The sequence below is a fragment of the Kribbella pratensis genome (assembly GCF_004365355.1).
Taxonomy (GTDB): Bacteria; Actinomycetota; Actinomycetes; order Propionibacteriales; family Kribbellaceae; genus Kribbella.
In genome coordinates, this window is sequence record NZ_SODP01000003.1 from 1,011,568 (window position 1) to 1,026,711 (window position 15,144).

15 protein-coding genes are annotated in these 15,144 nt (G+C 67.3%); 4 read left to right on the plus strand and 11 right to left on the minus strand.

Going from position 1 to position 15,144, the window contains the following annotated elements; translation table 11 throughout:
• Nucleotides 1-2: 2 nt before the first annotated feature.
• On the minus strand, nucleotides 3-869 hold the full coding sequence (locus EV653_RS32825) for a LysR family transcriptional regulator (protein ID WP_134108696.1): 867 nt from the start codon (nucleotides 867-869) through the stop codon (nucleotides 3-5).
• A gap of 74 nt (nucleotides 870-943) precedes the next feature.
• Between EV653_RS32825 and EV653_RS32830 the strand changes: the two genes are divergently transcribed.
• Nucleotides 944-1,453, plus strand: a complete 510-nt coding sequence (locus EV653_RS32830) for a cysteine dioxygenase family protein (RefSeq protein ID WP_134108698.1) — start codon at nucleotides 944-946, stop codon at nucleotides 1,451-1,453.
• A 6-nt stretch (nucleotides 1,454-1,459) separates the two neighbouring features.
• Here the strand turns inward: EV653_RS32830 and EV653_RS32835 are convergent, their stop codons facing one another.
• From EV653_RS32835 to EV653_RS32850, 4 genes are all read right to left on the minus strand, one after another.
• The gene (locus tag EV653_RS32835) at nucleotides 1,460-2,002 is read right to left on the minus strand and encodes a Uma2 family endonuclease (protein ID WP_238160587.1); all 543 of its coding nucleotides are present in this window, start codon (nucleotides 2,000-2,002) and stop codon (nucleotides 1,460-1,462) included.
• 136 nt (nucleotides 2,003-2,138) lie between these two features.
• Nucleotides 2,139-2,630, minus strand: coding sequence for a Uma2 family endonuclease (locus tag EV653_RS32840; RefSeq protein WP_134108700.1), 492 nt, complete (start codon nucleotides 2,628-2,630; stop codon nucleotides 2,139-2,141).
• Nucleotides 2,631-2,669: 39 nt separating this feature from the next.
• Entirely contained in the window at nucleotides 2,670-4,397 is a 1,728-nt protein-coding gene (locus EV653_RS32845) for an IucA/IucC family protein (RefSeq protein WP_134108702.1), read from the minus strand.
• Nucleotides 4,397-4,984, minus strand: coding sequence for a GNAT family N-acetyltransferase (locus tag EV653_RS32850; RefSeq protein WP_134108704.1), 588 nt, complete (start codon nucleotides 4,982-4,984; stop codon nucleotides 4,397-4,399). The genes EV653_RS32845 and EV653_RS32850 overlap by 1 nt, the downstream gene beginning before the upstream one ends.
• A 124-nt stretch (nucleotides 4,985-5,108) precedes the next feature.
• Here EV653_RS32850 and EV653_RS32855 point away from each other — a divergent pair, with 124 nt between their 5' ends.
• Nucleotides 5,109-6,032 (plus strand): sigma-70 family RNA polymerase sigma factor, encoded by a 924-nt coding sequence (locus EV653_RS32855; RefSeq protein WP_166679643.1) that lies wholly within the window; start codon nucleotides 5,109-5,111, stop codon nucleotides 6,030-6,032.
• 51 nt (nucleotides 6,033-6,083) lie between these two features.
• On the opposite strand, the gene EV653_RS32860 is transcribed toward EV653_RS32855, so the two are convergent.
• The 3 genes from EV653_RS32860 to EV653_RS32870 are packed head-to-tail and all read right to left on the minus strand — an operon-like array spanning nucleotide 6,084 to nucleotide 9,595.
• Nucleotides 6,084-7,649: an acyl-CoA synthetase gene (locus EV653_RS32860; RefSeq protein ID WP_134108708.1), complete on the minus strand. Its 1,566-nt coding sequence runs from the start codon at nucleotides 7,647-7,649 to the stop codon at nucleotides 6,084-6,086.
• Nucleotides 7,650-7,659: 10 nt separating this feature from the next.
• Entirely contained in the window at nucleotides 7,660-8,784 is a 1,125-nt protein-coding gene (locus EV653_RS32865; RefSeq protein WP_134108710.1) for a DUF5938 domain-containing protein, read from the minus strand.
• A 4-nt stretch (nucleotides 8,785-8,788) separates the two neighbouring features.
• Entirely contained in the window at nucleotides 8,789-9,595 is an 807-nt protein-coding gene (locus EV653_RS32870; RefSeq protein ID WP_134108712.1) for an SDR family NAD(P)-dependent oxidoreductase, read from the minus strand.
• A 216-nt stretch (nucleotides 9,596-9,811) separates the two neighbouring features.
• Between EV653_RS32870 and EV653_RS32875 the strand changes: the two genes are divergently transcribed.
• A complete protein-coding gene (locus EV653_RS32875) occupies nucleotides 9,812-10,453 on the plus strand; it encodes a TetR/AcrR family transcriptional regulator (protein ID WP_238160588.1) in 642 nt (213 codons plus the stop codon).
• A gap of 37 nt (nucleotides 10,454-10,490) precedes the next feature.
• Here EV653_RS32875 and EV653_RS32880 read toward each other — a convergent pair whose 3' ends face one another.
• Both EV653_RS32880 and deoD read right to left on the minus strand, forming a co-directional pair.
• Entirely contained in the window at nucleotides 10,491-11,048 is a 558-nt protein-coding gene (locus EV653_RS32880; protein ID WP_134108714.1) for a hypothetical protein, read from the minus strand.
• A 38-nt stretch (nucleotides 11,049-11,086) separates the two neighbouring features.
• On the minus strand, nucleotides 11,087-11,800 hold the full coding sequence (gene deoD / locus EV653_RS32885; protein WP_130439886.1) for a purine-nucleoside phosphorylase: 714 nt from the start codon (nucleotides 11,798-11,800) through the stop codon (nucleotides 11,087-11,089).
• 52 nt (nucleotides 11,801-11,852) lie between these two features.
• On the opposite strand from deoD, the gene nudC reads away from it, so the two are divergent.
• Nucleotides 11,853-12,776 (plus strand): NAD(+) diphosphatase, encoded by a 924-nt coding sequence (nudC, locus tag EV653_RS32890; RefSeq protein ID WP_238160589.1) that lies wholly within the window; start codon nucleotides 11,853-11,855, stop codon nucleotides 12,774-12,776.
• Here nudC and EV653_RS32895 read toward each other — a convergent pair whose 3' ends face one another.
• Entirely contained in the window at nucleotides 12,777-15,128 is a 2,352-nt protein-coding gene (locus tag EV653_RS32895; protein ID WP_238160590.1) for a hypothetical protein, read from the minus strand.
• Nucleotides 15,129-15,144: the final 16 nt, after the last annotated feature.

Here is a 15,144-nt window from a genome sequence, read left to right on the forward strand (position 1 = left end):
GGTCACGGCGCGGCGGCCTCGTCCAGCGCCGTCAGCAGGGCTGCGATCGCGGGTGGGTCGGGTGGTTCGCCGTACGTTGCGGCGTAGACGTGCCGGCGCGAGTCGGGGATCTCGGTTGCGAAGATGCCGTCGATCTGGTGGCTGCGTAGTGCGAGGCCGGGCATGGTCGTCACTCCGAGACCTGACCTGACCAGCGCCTGCATCACCACCATGTCGTCGGACGTGTAGCCGATCCGCGGTTCGTAGCCCTCCACGGCGCACAACGAAGTGAGGTGACTGCGGCAACGATCGCAGCCGGCGATCCAGGTCGCGTCGGCGAGCTCGGCGAGCGTCACCGGCCGGTCTTTCGACAGCAAGTACAGCGGGTCGTCCAGCAGGTGGTGCAGCCGTACGCCGCTCGGCTCCGGCTCGGTCTCGTCGTACCGGAAGACGATCGCGACGTCGATCTCGCCGGTACGCAGGAGCTCGAGTGCCTCGGGCGGATGCAGATCTGTCAGGCTCACCTCGAGTCCCGGGTGCTTGCCGGCCAGCGCAGCAACGGCTGCCGGTACGAGCGATCCGATCGCCGACGAGAATCCCGCCAGACGAACCCGACCCACCCGCAGGCCGACGTGCGCGGCGAGCTCCGCGTCGGCGGCGTCGATCCGGCCGATGATCTCCGCGGCACGAGTGGCGAGCATCCGGCCGGCTTCGGTCAGGCGGATGCCGCGGCCGGCCCGTTGCACCAACTGCGCGCCGGTCTCGGCCTCCAGGCGGGACAGGTGATGAGTGACCGACGGCTGCGAATAGTGCAGTTCGCGCGCGGCCGCGGTGACCGATCCGTGGCGCGCGACGGCGTCGATGACGCGCAACTTCGTGACATCGAGCATGTATCAAACCCGTCTATGGGTGAGAACGAAACTTGGCATTAGACGCTATGGGTTGGGTGGCGCAGGCTCAAGACATGACGACGACAACGAACTCCACCAGCCAACTGACCGACCTCGCCGCGGGCGTTCGTACCGCGATCGACCAGCACGCCGACTGGCACGGCACCGCACAGCTGGTCGCCGAGCAACTGCGCTGCCACCTGCCGACTCCCGACGTACTCACAGCCGAGCAGCGCCTCGGATCGGCGGACCGGTACCAGAGCCACACGCTGCACGTCGAGCCTGACGGCTCGTTCTCGATCATCGCGCTGGTCTGGCGACCCGGTCAGCTGACCCGGATCCACGACCACGTGACCTGGTGCGTCTTCGGCGTGATCCAGGGCGTCGAGCACGAGGACCTGTACGACGCGGACCTCCAGCTCGTCGGCCAGAGCGACAACCGCGTTGGCGACGTGAGCGGCTTCGCACCTCCTGGCGACATCCACCGAGTCAACAACACGTCCGACAGTACGGCGATCTCCATCCACATCTACGGCACCGACGTCACCCGCATCGGCTCAAGCGCCCGCCGCTACTACAACTGACAGCTGTCAGCGCTCCCGGAACAGCTCGGACGGGACGATCTGCACGGGGAACGGCAGCGCCGCCTCGAAGACCTTTTCACCGGTCACGACATCTCGCTCGACGTACACAGCGTCGACGAGCTCGAGCACAGTCAGACTCTCCGCGTCGGGGTCCAGGATCCAGTAGGACTGCACGCCGGCTTGTTCGTAGACCCCACGCTTGAGCAGGAGATCCAGCATCTTGGTGCTGGGCGACAGGATTTCGACGGCGAGGGCCAGCGGCTTCCTTGCGTGTTTCGAGCCAACCTCGTCCGGGGTGCACACCAGCACGTCGGGCTGCACCGAGCGCTTCGACGTCGGACGATAGTCGAACGGCGCGACAAGAACCTCGAATCCGGCAGGGCACGCGATGTTGAGTTTGGTGCCGAGCTGGACAACCGCTCGCTGGTGGATCCGTGAAGGTGATGGCGTCACGAACAGACCGCCGTCAATGATCTCCCGCCGTCTCCCGTCGTCGGGTGCAGTGTCGAGGTAGGCCAAGGTGTAGGGCCCTGACTCAAGTGTTTCCACGGACACAATGGTGCCTCCTTCTCGGTCACCGCACCAGCATGGTGGGCTCCGGCGGGTGATTGGCGCCGTCTTGGCGATCTGCCCCGGGTTGCCCCGAATGCGCGGCAATTTGCCCCTGATGCCCCGGGATGCCCTGTTAGCGGGTGAGGGCGGTTGGGGTCAGGTCCACGGGGAACGGGAGGGTTGCGTGGAAGGTCTCTTCGGCCTGGACTACGGCTTGGCAGGTGTAGCCGGTGGGGGTGAGGTCCAGGATTGTCAGTTCTTGGGTCGTGGGGTCCAGGAGCCAGTAGGACGGGACGTGGTGGGTTTCGTAGAGGGCTCGTTTGAGGACTACGTCGGTGGTGCGGGTGGAGGGAGAGAGGACCTCGACGGCGAGGGCAGGTGGCTGCGTGGCTGTGTAGTTGCGGGGGCAGACCAGGAGGTCGGAGCGGAGGGTGGTGTGGGGAGTGGGGCGGAAGGCTAGCGAGCCGACCGAGACGAGTAGGTCGGGCGGGCAGGCCTGTTTCAGGACGACCATCAAGGCGATGACGGCCGCGTGGTGTGCGGGCGGCTGGGCGCCGGTAATGAGGAGACGGCCGTTGACTACTTCATATCTTCGGCCGTCCCGGGTGGCTTCGAGGGTGGTCACGCAGACAGCTTGACCGAATTCGTCGTCGTGCCGTTGGAGTTATCCACAGGCGAGTGGGTTCTCCAGTGTGCCGGCGAACTGGAGAGAGCCGGCGACGTCGGTGAGGTCGACCATCTGCTGGTTGTTGCGGAGCTGCAGCCGGTTCAGGCACGACAGGGCAAACGACGGCGTGAACATGTCGTACTTCGCGAACGCCTCAGCCAACTCCGGTGTCGCCGCCTGGTAATCGCGCACCGCCTCCGCCACCACCGACCAGAACTCGTCAGGCGTCAGCAGACCCTCGCGATCCAGCAACGGCGACAGGAACCGGAAGATGCAGTCGAAGATGTCGGTGAAGATCGACAGCAGCTTCTCGTCGTCGGGAACCTCGGCGCGCACCCGCTCCGCGTCCGCCGGGATCGGCGTCGACGGGCTCAGTACGGCGATCTCCTCCGCGATGTCCTTCATGATCACGCGGATCGGGATCGCGTCCCGAAGTACCAGGATCAGGTTCTCGCCGTGCGGCATGAACACCAGCTCGTACGCGTAGAAGCTGTGCAGCAACGGGATCAGGTACGCGTCGACGTACGCCCGCAGCCAGTCCGCCGGCGCGAGACCCGACGCCCGTACGAGCGCGGCGGCCAGCGATGCACCGTGTCGATCGACGTGCAGCAATGACGCCATCGTCGCGAGCCGCTCCCCGGGCTCCAGCGAAGGGACCGGGCTCTCACGCCACAGTGCCGACAACATCTTCCGGTACGGCGACGTCTTGTCCGTCGCGTTCTCGTAGTAGCGGTTGTGATACCCGGCCGCTGCGATCTCGCGCAGCACGCTGAAGCCGTAGCGCTTGAGCACAACGTCGTTCGAGACCACCGAGTGGACCCAGTCGTTGATCGCCGGCGTCGCGGCCATGTACGACGGCGACAACCCGCGCATGAACCCCATGTTGAGCACGGACAACGCCGTCTTCACGTAGCACCGCGCCGGCTGCGACCGGTTGAAGAACGTCCGGATCGACTGCTGCGGCTGGTAGACATCGTCGGTCGACCCGACGTAGATGATGTGCCGCTGCGCGATGTCCGCCGCGAACGTGATCGACGTCTTGTTCTCCCACTGCCAGGGATGCACCGGCAGGTAGACATAGTCCGCGGGATCGGCGCCCACAGCAACAATCTCCGCCGCGAACCGCTTCAGCACCTCATCGCCCAACTCGACGCGGAGCAGCTCCTTGTAAGTCAGTGTGTTGCTGTGCGCAACCGTCGTCCGGTCCCGCCGCGTAGCGATCCAGGTCAGCTGCATCGCCGCACCGGTCTCCGGCGCATAGGCCAGATAGTCGGTCACCCCGAAACCGAGCCGCCCGTTGTTCGCGACGAAGCACGGATGCCCCTCGGTCATCGCGGCCTCGATCACCTGGAAGTCCGCGGTGACCAGGTCCGTCGCCGTCAGCTCCGGCTTCGACAGCTTGTACGCCGCCGACGCCAGCGTGCTGCTGATCTCCTCGAGGTACACCGGCAGCATCTCCGCGCCGATCCCCAACCGCTGATGGAACGAGGTGATGAAGTCGAGCGCGTCGATCGGCCCGCCGTCGTCCCGGACGATGCTCGAGGCATCGATCTCCCAATGGTTCAAGGGATACAACCGAGCAGCGAACCGGTATCCGTCGACCGCGAACCCGTTGTCGACAGCAACAGGTGTGAGAATGCGCTCGTGCGCGAACTCGGCCAGCGCCTTCCGTACCAGGGCGCGGTTGACCACGGCCCAGACGTCCGGGGTCAAGTGCGAGATCATCAGCCTGCCTCGTTCATTCGGTGGGCGTCGGCGTACTGGTCGCGCGTGCAGAAGCTCAACCACGCCCGCTTGTCGGGCAGCTGTACGACGCTGTGCTTGCGGAACCCCATCCGGTCGTTCAGCGCCTGGATCTTCACGTTCCGTACGTCGGGCTCGACCACGACCCGGTCGACCAGCGGATCGCTGAACAAGCTGTCCATGATCGTCTCGAACACCGCCGCGGTGAACCCGGCGATCGGCGTGACCGCCGGTCCGACCAGTACGTGCATGCCGATATCACCCGGCGCGACGTCGTACACCTGGCCGACCGCGTCGTACGCCGGCTCGTAGCGCTCCAGCAGGAACGCCGGCCGGCCGTCGTGCTCGCCGAGAAAGGCACGGTGATGCGCGCTCTGCGAGATCCGGAGGTACTCCGCGTGCACGTCGGCGACCGACGCGTTCAGGAGGCCCCAGTACCGCGCGTACGGCTGGGTGACCCAGCTGTGCAGCGTGGTCACGTCCTCGGTCAGGTCGAACGGCCGGAGGCTGAGGGCGCCGAGGCCGGCAACGAAGCGCCGGTACGTCGGCTCGGGCAGTGCTCTGGTCATGGGCGGACCCTGCTTTCGAGGTGGCGGACCTGTTAGCTAAGGCTTACCTTACTATGCGCTCGGCCTCACGAAGAACCGGGTCCGTATCCTGAGGACCGCCTCATCCGTCCAGACTGGTATGACCATGACCGACGCACTCGACCTTCCGGAACTGAAGGCGACCAGGCAGGCGCGGCGGGAGTTTCTCGACCGCCTCGAGCCGCTGCGCTCCGACCTGTACAAGTACTGCCGCCGGTTGACCGGCAACGCGTTCGACGCCGAGGACCTCGTCCAGGAGTCGCTGGCGCGCGCGTTCACGCAGGCGGCGCAGGCGCACAGCCCGATCGCTAATCCGCGCGCCTGGTTGTTTCGGGTCGCCACCAACGCGTACGTCGACAGCTACCGCCGTCAGTCGCCCGTGCTCGTCGACGCGCCGGAGCAGGCCGCACCGGACACAGCTGACCCCGCAGAGGTCCGTGACGCCTGGGCTGAGCTCGTGACCCTCCTCCCGCCGCAGGAGCGCGCTGCACTCGCGCTGAAGGACCTCTTCGGCTTCACGCTCACCGAGGTCGCCGACGTGCTGCGTACCTCGGTGGGAGCCGTCAAAGCAGCACTCCACCGCGGACGCGGGCGCCTGGCCGACCCCGAGCGCTCCCTGAAGAACCGTGAGGCGCCGGACCGCCGTCTGCTCGACGCGGTCGCCGACGCGTTCACGGCATACGACGTACCTCGGCTGACCGCACTGCTGCTGGAGGACGCGGACAGCGAGATCCTCGGCGTGCTGACGGAGTACGGCGCCGACAACATCCGCCGGGGCTCGATCGAACACACTCTGGACCCGTCCAAGCCCTACCACTACACGGCCGACGTCGTAGACCTCTGGGGTGAGTCCGTCCTGGCGATCCACATAGTTCGCGACGGCCACGCCGCTCTGAACGACCTGATGCGCCTCACCACCGAGGACGGCAAGGTCTGGTCAATCCGCTGGTACTACTTCTCACCCGACTTCCTCACCGAGGCAGCCGCCACCCTGAACGAACCTGTCGAGCTCAACGGCCATCACTACTGACTACCGTGGGAGCGTGTCGCCGAGGACCTGCTATTGCTCAGGTACGAAGGCTCAGGTAGTAGCTAGGCGGGCCTTGATCTCCGGCTTGACCACCTTGCCGACCTTGGAGCGCGGCAGGTCGTGCCAGACGAGCACCTGCTTCGGTGCCTTCACACTGCCGATCCGTGCCTTCGCGAACGCGATCAGCTCCTCCGGCCCGACCAGACTGCCCGGCTGCAGCTGTACGACGGCAACAACCCTCTCGCCCCACTTCTCGTCAGGCTGGCCGACCACTGCGCAGTCCTGGACGTCGGTGTGCGCCATCAGGGCCTGCTCGACCTCGGTGGAGTACACGTTGAAGCCGCCGGTGATGATCATGTCCTTCGCCCGGTCGACGATGTACAGGTAGCCGTCGCCGTCCAGGTAGCCGATGTCACCGGTGTGGTGCCACCCGTACGCCGACGCCGCCGCGGTCGCGTCCGGATTGCGGTAGTACCCCCGCATCACCAGAGAGCCGCGGACGACGATCTCACCTCGCTCGCCCGAGGGAAGGAGACCGCCGTCCGGGCTCATGATCGCCACCGTGACCAACGGTGACGGCCGCCCGGCCGACGACAGCCGGCTCCGCGCAATGTTGCCTGCGGCATCGAAATGCGCGGCGGGCGGCAGGATCGAGATCATCATCGGCGCCTCGGTCTGCCCGAACAGCTGCGCCATCACCGGACCGATCCGTTGCAGCGCCTCCTCGAGCCGGGCGACCGACATCGGCGCCGCGCCGTACCAGAAGCACCGCAGCGACGACAGGTCCGTGGAGTCCAGCTCCGGCGCTGCCAGCACCATGTAGATCAGCGTCGGCGGCAAGAACGTGTGCGTCACCCCGTGTCGCGGTATCAGCTCCAGGAAGGCGTGGACGTCGGGGACACGCATGATCACGATCTCCCCGCCGGACGCGAGCACCGGGAAGCACAGCACCCCGGCCGCGTGCGTCAGCGGCGCCAGCGCGAGGTAGACCGGCCGCTCGCCGAACGGGTACCCCATCAGCGTCAGCGCGGTCATCGTCTCGAGGTTGGCGTTGCCGAGCATGACTCCTTTCGGACGGCCCGTCGTACCGCCGGTCCCGACGATCATCGCGAGGTCGTCCGGATCGGTCAGATCGGGTGCCGGTTGGGACGCGCCCCCGCAGAACGCGTCCCAACCGACGATTCTCCGGCCGCTGGGGTGGGGGTCTGGGCCGGAGTCAGCGGGCTCCCCGTCGAGGCACACGAACGTGTGCACCTTCGGCAGTGATTCCCGGATGCGGTCCACCAGCGGCGTGAAAGCCGACTGGTAGATGAGTACTTCGCAGTCGAACTGGTCGAGCAGTTCGCGGTTCTCCGCCGCTTCGTTGCGCGGATTGATCGGGCACCAGATCGCACCGGCGCGGCTGATCCCGAACACGCAGCTGAACGCGATCGGGTCGTTCGCTGACAGGATCGCGACCTTCCCACCCGGCCGTACGCCGGTCGCCTCCAGTGCGCCGGCGACCCGGTACGACAGCTGCTGCACCTCGGCGTACGAGAGGGTCTCGCCGTCCGTGGTGAGGCAGGCCGCATCCGGGCCCAGCGAGGCGCCCTTGTCCAGGTAGTCGACCAGTCGCACAGGAACTCCTTTAATGCTGCACGGTCAGCTGCGGCTCGGACACCAGCCCGAAGCTCCGCAGTACGCCGAGCAGCTCGCGGTGACCGAACGCCTGGCAGCCACTCGCGAAACCGACCCGCTTCGGCGGCGTCTGCAGCAGCGAGTACGCCGCGTACGCCTGGAGCAAACCGGTCTGCTGGTAGTTGCTGTTGCCGTGGATGACACAGTGCGCCCGACCGAGCGGGCCGGAGGCGTGCACCGAGTCGAGAGTCTTGTTGACCCGTGGGTTCTCCCGCGGCGGCATCTCGTTCATCACCTGGCGCGCGGTCGCTGTCAGTGCCTCGTTGCGCTCGTCCGGCGCCATGTCCTTGGTCGCCTCGAGCGCCGCGGCAACGATCTGCGGTACGCCGTTCATCAACGCCGCGTTGAAGACACCGCCTTGCGCCTTGCAGTTGGCGACGCGTGGATCGCGCTTGAACCACACCGGGTGCGACATACCGCCCCAGGGCAGCGACAGGGCCAGCTCGTGCTGTCCGGGAACGACCAGCTGCACCAGTCCCTGAGTCGGGAACTCGGTGTACTGGTTGTTCTCCAGGTAGTGCGCTTTCGACGTCGCTGCGTTCACCAGGATCGTGCGCGTCGAGGCAATCGTCGGGCTGCCGCCCCAGAACACGGCGATATCCAGGGTGTCCAGCCCCGGCTGCTCGAGACAGAGCTGCGCTGCGATCTCGCTGGTCGTGTACATCTGCGCGATGCCGGGTGCCAGTACCAGACCGGCATCGGCGAACTGCTGACCGTACTTCTCGTCGCAGGTCATCAGCCAGTCCTGCTCGCCGGTCGTGTCGGTGTAGTGCGCACCTGCCGCCAGCGCTGCCTCCACAGCGGCCGGACCGAGCTCGCTGAAAGGCCCCACGGTGTTCAGGACGACCGATGCGCCCTTGAACAGATCGGTCAGCGAGGCGGTGTCGTGGTCGACCGTGGCGATCTCGTAGTCGGCTGTCTCGATGCCGGGGACGTGCGCGTCCATCGAGGCCTTCAGCTTGGCCTCGTCACGGCCGGCGGCGACGAACGGGACGTGGTACTGCCGGAGGTACTCACACACCAGGCGCCCGGTGTAGCCAGAAGCGCCGTAGACGACGACAGGCTTGCTGCTCATGCGATCACATCCCCATTCCGCCGTCGACCGGCAGGCCGATGCCGGTGATGAACCGGGCCTCGTCCGATGCCAGGAAGACGACCGCGTCGGCCATGTCGGCGACCTCGCCGAGCCGGCCGGCCGGGGTCAGTGCGATGACAGCGCCGACCGCGGCCTCGGGGGACTCGAACAGTCCGAGCTGCGCGCAGTCGTTGGCCAGGCCCATCCCCATCTCGGTCGGGACCAGACCGGGGTACAGGCAGTTCACGCGGACGCCGTAGCCGAGCTTGCCGGACTCCATCGCGGCGACCTTGGTGAGGCGGTCGACCGCGGACTTGGTCGCGGAGTAGACCGCGATCCCCGGGAACGCGATGGTCGCGGCGACCGACGCGATGTTGATGATCGCGCCGCCCTGACCGGCCAGGCCCTCGGGACGCATCGTGCGCAGACCCCACTTGACGCCGAGCGTGGTGCCGAGGACGTTGACCTCGAGCATCTTGCGGATGTCGTCGGCGGCGACCTCGGTGAGCAGGCTGGTGATCTCGACCCCCGCGTTGTTCACCAGGATGTCGAGGCCGCCCATGATGTCGTTGGCCGCGACGACCGCGTTCTCCCACTGGGCGTCGTCGGTGATGTCGTGCGCGACGAACCCGTTGCCCGCCCCGTACTCGCTGTCCAGCGCGTCGGCGACCTTCTCGCCGGCGTCCTTCTGCAGGTCGCTGATCACGACTTTCGCGCCGGCTGCCGCGAGGGCCTTGGCCATGCCCTCACCCAGCCCCTGGGCGCCGCCGGTGACGAGGGCCTTGCGGCCGGAGAGATCGAGTGAACCCATCTGTAGCTCCTTTGCTGACAGGCTGGCTGTGGCTGGCTGTGGCTGAATGTGGCCGGCTGTGGCTGGCCGGACGGGCTGGCTGTTTCACACTCTGGCCAGGCTTTTGACAGTCGTCAAGACTTTGTTTGACACTTGTCAAGAAATCTCCCCGCACCGGGACGCGCCTGGCCCGGGGCGGGGTACTCTGACGCAACGACCCGATGAGGAGGGGTGGTGGTGGCAGTGACGTCGGCGAGTGCGGCTGAGCAGGAGCGGCCCGCCCGGGTCTCCGGGATCGACAAGATCGAGCGACGCCGGGTGGCGCTGGCGGAGTCCGCGCTGAAGACCCTCGGCGAGCTCGGGTATGCGCGGACCAGCCTGCGGGAGATCGCGAACAACTCCGAGTTCACCCACGGCGTCGTGCACTACTACTTCCGCGACAAGATCGACCTGATCAGCTACTGCGTGCGCTACTACAAGACCAAGTGCGCCCGGCGGTACGACGAGGTCGTCGAGACCGCGACGTCGGGGGAGGAGCTGGTCACCGGGTTCCTGGCGAAGATGACGCAGACCCTGGTCGACGAGACCCCGATGCACAAGCTCTGGTATGACCTGCGCGCGCAGAGCATGTTCGAGGAGCAGTTGCGTCCGGACGTCGAGGCGATCGACAAGCTGCTCGAGGAGATGATCTGGCGGATCCTCGGGCGGTACGCCGATCTCACCGCGTCCATGCCGACCGTCGACGCGCCCACGGCGTACGCGCTGGTCGACGGACTGTTCGAGCAGGCCGTGGTCGGCTACGCGGCGAACCCGGACAAGACCCCGGACCTGCTGACGGATCGGCTCCTGCAGGTCCTGCCCAAGCTCGTCGCGCCGTAACGGCTCGACGCCGCCGTAACTACTCGACGCCGCGGTACTACTCGGCTCCGCAGTCGACCTTGCAGAGCTTGTCGGTCAGCGTGAGGATCGCTCCGGGCTGATCGGTGTCCGCCTCGGTCGAGAACTCGACGGTCCAGTCGCCGACGGTGGTCGTCGCGGACGGCTTGCTCTGCTGCTGCTTGAGCCAGTCGGCGATCTGGCCGCGTGGGTTCACGTGGGCCAGCTCCAGTGCCTGCGGCGTGAAGTCGGACAGCTTCGTCGCCGCCTCCGCAGCAACGCCCGTCGCCTGCAGGGAGATCACCGGTGGGCGCGGGTGCTTGCCGATCAGCACCTGGATCGACGTGACGCCCTGCGCGCAGGTCTCGTACGCCTCGTCGGTGCTGCACCGGTAGCCCTTGCCGACAAAGGCTGTGACGACCTGTGCGGCGGTGAGGTCCGGCAGCTTCTCCTCCGGACCCGACGACGCATTGCTGCTGGTGGTGGTGCCCGGCACGGTGGAGCTACTGGAGCTACTGGAGCTGCTGGAGCTGCCCGCCGCGTTCGGCTTGGTGTCGTCGGACTTGCTGCCCGAGCACGCCGCCGTACCGAGAGCCATCACGGCGCAGGCCAGGACGGCGGCGCCGTACCGCGGGTTCAGACCGGCACCTCGATCGCCGCGTCGAGGGCGATCGTGATCATCTCCGAGAATGTCGTCTGACGCTCCTCGGCGGTCGTCTCCTCCTTGGTGATGAGGTGGTCCGACACCGTCATGATGCCGAGCGCCCGGCGGCCGAACTTCGCCGCCAGCGTGTAGAGCGCCGACGCCTCCATCTCGATGCCCAGTACGCCGTACTCCGCGGTCCGGGAGACCAGGTCGGCCCGGTCGTTGTAGAACAGGTCGCCGGAGAACACCTGGCCGACATGCACGTTCAGCCCGGCCGCCTCGGCCGCGTCCACCGCCGCGCGGAGCAGCTGGTAGTCCGCGGTCGGTGCGTAGTCGATGCCGTGGAAGCGCAGCCGGTTCATCTGCGAGTCGGTGCTCGCGGACATCGCCACGATCACGTCGCGGACCCGGACCGCCTCGGTCAGCGCCCCGCACGTCCCGACCCGGATCAGGGTCTGTACGTCGTACTCCGCGAACAGCTCGTTCGCGTAGATGGACGCGGACGGCTGGCCCATGCCCGAGCCCTGCACGGAGATCCGCTCACCCTTGTAGGTGCCGGTGAACCCGAACATGTTCCGGATCTCGGTGTAGCAGATCACGTCGTCCAGATAGGTCTCGGCGATCCATTTGGCCCGCAGCGGATCCCCCGGGAACAGCACCCGCGGTGCGATCTGCCCCTTCTCGGCGGCGATGTGAATACTCATGCGGGGATGCTCTCACGATGCACTGTCGTGGTGCCGGGGTAGGTTGAGGCACGTGGCCTACTCCATTACCCCTGGTTCGCTAGCACTGTCCCGTTCGGTCCTGGACCGCGCCGCCGACCGCCGCCGTGACGACGACTGGCTGGAGAAGGCGTGGGCCGCCGATGACACCCAGGTGGTCGTCGTGAGCGGTGACAAGATCCAGGTCAACGAGGACCGCTCCGGACTGCGATTCGTCCCCCCGTCCGCCGCGCCCGAGGGCATCCGGATCTTCCTGGGCATCGACAGGGAGTCCGGCGCCGGCATGACCGCGGAGGGTCGGGCTGTCTTCGGCGTGCTGGTGAAGGACGAGGCAGACGAGTCGTACGGCGGTCTGCGCGAGCTCGGCGCGCTGCTGAACGACCGCGAGGCCGGCATCGCGGTCAACGTGATCGGCCTGTCCAACTGGCACGCCGTCCACACCCACTGCGCGAACTGCGGTGAGCACACCGAGGTGGTGGAGGCAGGCCACGTCCGGCGCTGTCCCAACTGTGGTCTGTCGCACTTCCCGCGCAGCGACCCGGCGATCATCGTTCTGGTCACCGACGACCAGGACCGCGCTCTGCTCGGCCGCAACGAGGCCTGGCCGGCCGGTCGGTACTCCACGCTGGCCGGTTTCGTCGAGCCGGGCGAGTCGCTCGAGGCCGCCGTACGGCGTGAGGTTCTCGAAGAGACCGGCGTGATCGTCGGAGAAGACATCGAGTACGCGGGCAGCCAGCCGTGGCCCCTGCCCGCGAGCCTCATGCTCGGGTTCTACGCGAAGGCGACGGGCTTCGACATCGAGGTGGACGAGGACGAGATCGCCGAGGCCAAGTGGTTCACCCGGGAGGACGTCCGCGCGCTGGTCGAAGCCGGCACGATGGCCCTCCCGGGTGCGATCTCGATCTCCCGCCGCCTGATCGAAGGCTGGTACGGCGAGAGCCTCACCGGCAGCTGGTGATCACCGCCCCACGTTGGACCGGGCAGCGGCGAGCCGGATCAGGACACCTTCCCAGCGCTCGACCGAACCGGACTGCTCGAGCTGGCGGAGCTTCCGGTCGACCGCGAGGACGTATGCCGCGTGACTCGGCCAGTCCGCTTTGGCGCTTGGCAGCGTGTCGGTCAGCGTGCAGCCGTAGGTCAGGAAGCGGTTCGACACGTGGCTGTCGATGTTGCCGGTCCACACTGTCGGCCTGACGTCGGACTGCGGACACGAGTCGACCGGTGGGGTGTACGACGCCAGGTTGGTCGGGTTGGTGAAGCCGTCCGGCCGCAGCAGCGTGTAGTAGGTACCGTCCGGCGTTTGCGTGAGCCGGTTGAGCCCGTGGTCGCGCAGAACAGTGGTGTGACCGCTGAGGCTGTCCACGACGAACAGCCGCCCGCCAGTCACGCCGTACAGGTAGCCGTCCCGCCAGGACAGTGCGCCGTCCTGTGAACCGGTGACTGCGCTGAACACCGGCAGCAGACGCAGTACCTCACCGGTCGACGAATCGACGACGAAGACGATGCCGTCGGCCAGACCCCAGATGTTGCCGTCCGGTCCGTAGGTCAGCTCGTTGATGCTGGCCGCACCCGGCACCGGGACGATGTCGGAGAGCACTGTGCCCGTCGACGGGTCCACCTTGATCAGGTGAGCCTCGGTGGCCTTCGGATCGGTGCCCTGACCGCCCTCGATGCTGGAGCCGGCCCACACGTTCGCACCCGCGGGCAGGATGGACGCGATCGTCTGGTCGGTCACGAGGTTGCGGTAGACCGTGTGGCTGCCTGTCGGTACGTCGTACACGGTCAGCGCGCCGCCGTACTCGCCGTAGGCCGGCGTGGTTCCGACGTACACGTGGTTGCCGTCGGGGACGACTGACACCGGCCTGTTCTGGTGGTCGCTGTCGACCAGGCTCAACAGTTCCTTCGGGTTGGTCGTGCTGTCCGGCAGCGCCGGATCCCAGAGCGACAAGCGGCCGTACGGGTAGATACCGACGTACATCTTGCCGGTGCCGTCCCAGGCCCAGCCCTCGACCTGTCCCTGGCGGGTGGTGACCGTGGACTTGCCGGTCGCCGGGTCGTAGATGGCGGTCGAGCCGTTCAGATAGACGTTGACGAACACCTTGCCCGTAACGGGGTCGGCCAGCTCGTGCATCAGCGGCGACGGCACGTACTGGAACGGTGAACTCCACTGCGCCAGCGTCCCGTCAGCCGGGTTGTAGCGGAACGTCCCACCGGAGTAGTTGCCGGCCAGGCCATAGAGAACCGGTACGCCGTTCTCGGTCACCCAGCCGTAGCCGATGGATGCGCCACGCGTCAGCGTCCGCGGCGGCGAGACCGGACCGACCGTGTTGGTGTCCAAGTCGTAGTGGGTGAGGGCCAGGGTGTTGTTGGTGAAGTAGACGCCACCGGGTCCGGCTGCGGACACGCCGCGGGCAGCGATCGGGTAGTCCATCACCTGCTGGCCGGTCGTGGCGTCGGTGTACTTGAGCTGCTCACCGGTGACCGCGTCGACCACCACGAGCCGGCTGCTGGCGTTCGCGAACACCCGGCCGCCGGCGTAGTCCAGGTCGATGAAGTCCTTGGCCGTAGTGCCCGGGGGAGTGATGTCCTCGACCGCCTTGGTGTCGACGTCGATCCGAAGCAGGCGGGCATTCGGAGTCGAGACGCCGACGAACAGCTTGCGGTGGTCGGGGTCGTAGACCGTGGACCGCGCGTACTGCTGCACCGGGTCGAGCGAGCCGTAGTCGGTGACCTGGCCGTTCGACGGGTCGTACTTGAACGCGTGCGCCGTCGGGTACGTCCCGGCGTACACATTGCCCTCCGCGTCGGCGGTGAGGCCGTAGATCTGGGACTCACCCGGGATCGGCTGGCCCAGGTCGGTCACCTCACCCGTGGCCGGGCTGTAGCGGTAGAGGTGCGCGTAGGGATACGTGCCGAGGTAGACGTCCCCGTTCGGCGTCACCACGATCGCCCAGCCGCCGGCGGCTCCCGGCAGCGGTACGGCGCGGATCAGCTCGCGGGTGTGCAGGTCCACGACGTTGAGGCGGGCGTTCTCCCCGGCGGGCACGGCGTACACGACGTCGCGTCCGTCGGGGGTGCGGCCGACCGCACCCTCCATGACGGTGAGCGAGCTGACCGGCGAGCCGAGGTCCTTGATGACGTCGTCGGCCGGCGCGAACGGCTTCGTCGGCGGACCGAGCGGCCAGGTCTCGGACGGGAACGGATCAGGTAACGGCGGTGCCGCTGTGGCGTGCGGTCCACCCGCGGCGAGCAGACCGACGGCGACGACCAAGGTCGTCAAGGCATGACCGAATTGACGGCGCGAGAACATGGGCGGACTCCCTGCG

Coding starts and splice junctions, on each gene's coding strand:
- EV653_RS32880 (WP_134108714.1), bottom strand. CDS start 11,048: ATGGCTCTCGGTACGGCGGCGTGCTCGGGCAGCAAGTCCGACGACACC.
- deoD (WP_130439886.1), bottom strand. CDS start 11,800: ATGAGTATTCACATCGCCGCCGAGAAGGGGCAGATCGCACCGCGGGTG.
- EV653_RS32870 (WP_134108712.1), bottom strand. CDS start 9,595: ATGGGTTCACTCGATCTCTCCGGCCGCAAGGCCCTCGTCACCGGCGGC.
- EV653_RS32825 (WP_134108696.1), bottom strand. CDS start 869: ATGCTCGATGTCACGAAGTTGCGCGTCATCGACGCCGTCGCGCGCCAC.
- EV653_RS32850 (WP_134108704.1), bottom strand. CDS start 4,984: ATGACCAGAGCACTGCCCGAGCCGACGTACCGGCGCTTCGTTGCCGGC.
- EV653_RS32895 (WP_238160590.1), bottom strand. CDS start 15,128: ATGTTCTCGCGCCGTCAATTCGGTCATGCCTTGACGACCTTGGTCGTC.
- EV653_RS32830 (WP_134108698.1), top strand. CDS start 944: ATGACGACGACAACGAACTCCACCAGCCAACTGACCGACCTCGCCGCG.
- EV653_RS32865 (WP_134108710.1), bottom strand. CDS start 8,784: ATGAGCAGCAAGCCTGTCGTCGTCTACGGCGCTTCTGGCTACACCGGG.
- EV653_RS32855 (WP_166679643.1), top strand. CDS start 5,109: ATGACCGACGCACTCGACCTTCCGGAACTGAAGGCGACCAGGCAGGCG.
- EV653_RS32845 (WP_134108702.1), bottom strand. CDS start 4,397: ATGATCTCGCACTTGACCCCGGACGTCTGGGCCGTGGTCAACCGCGCC.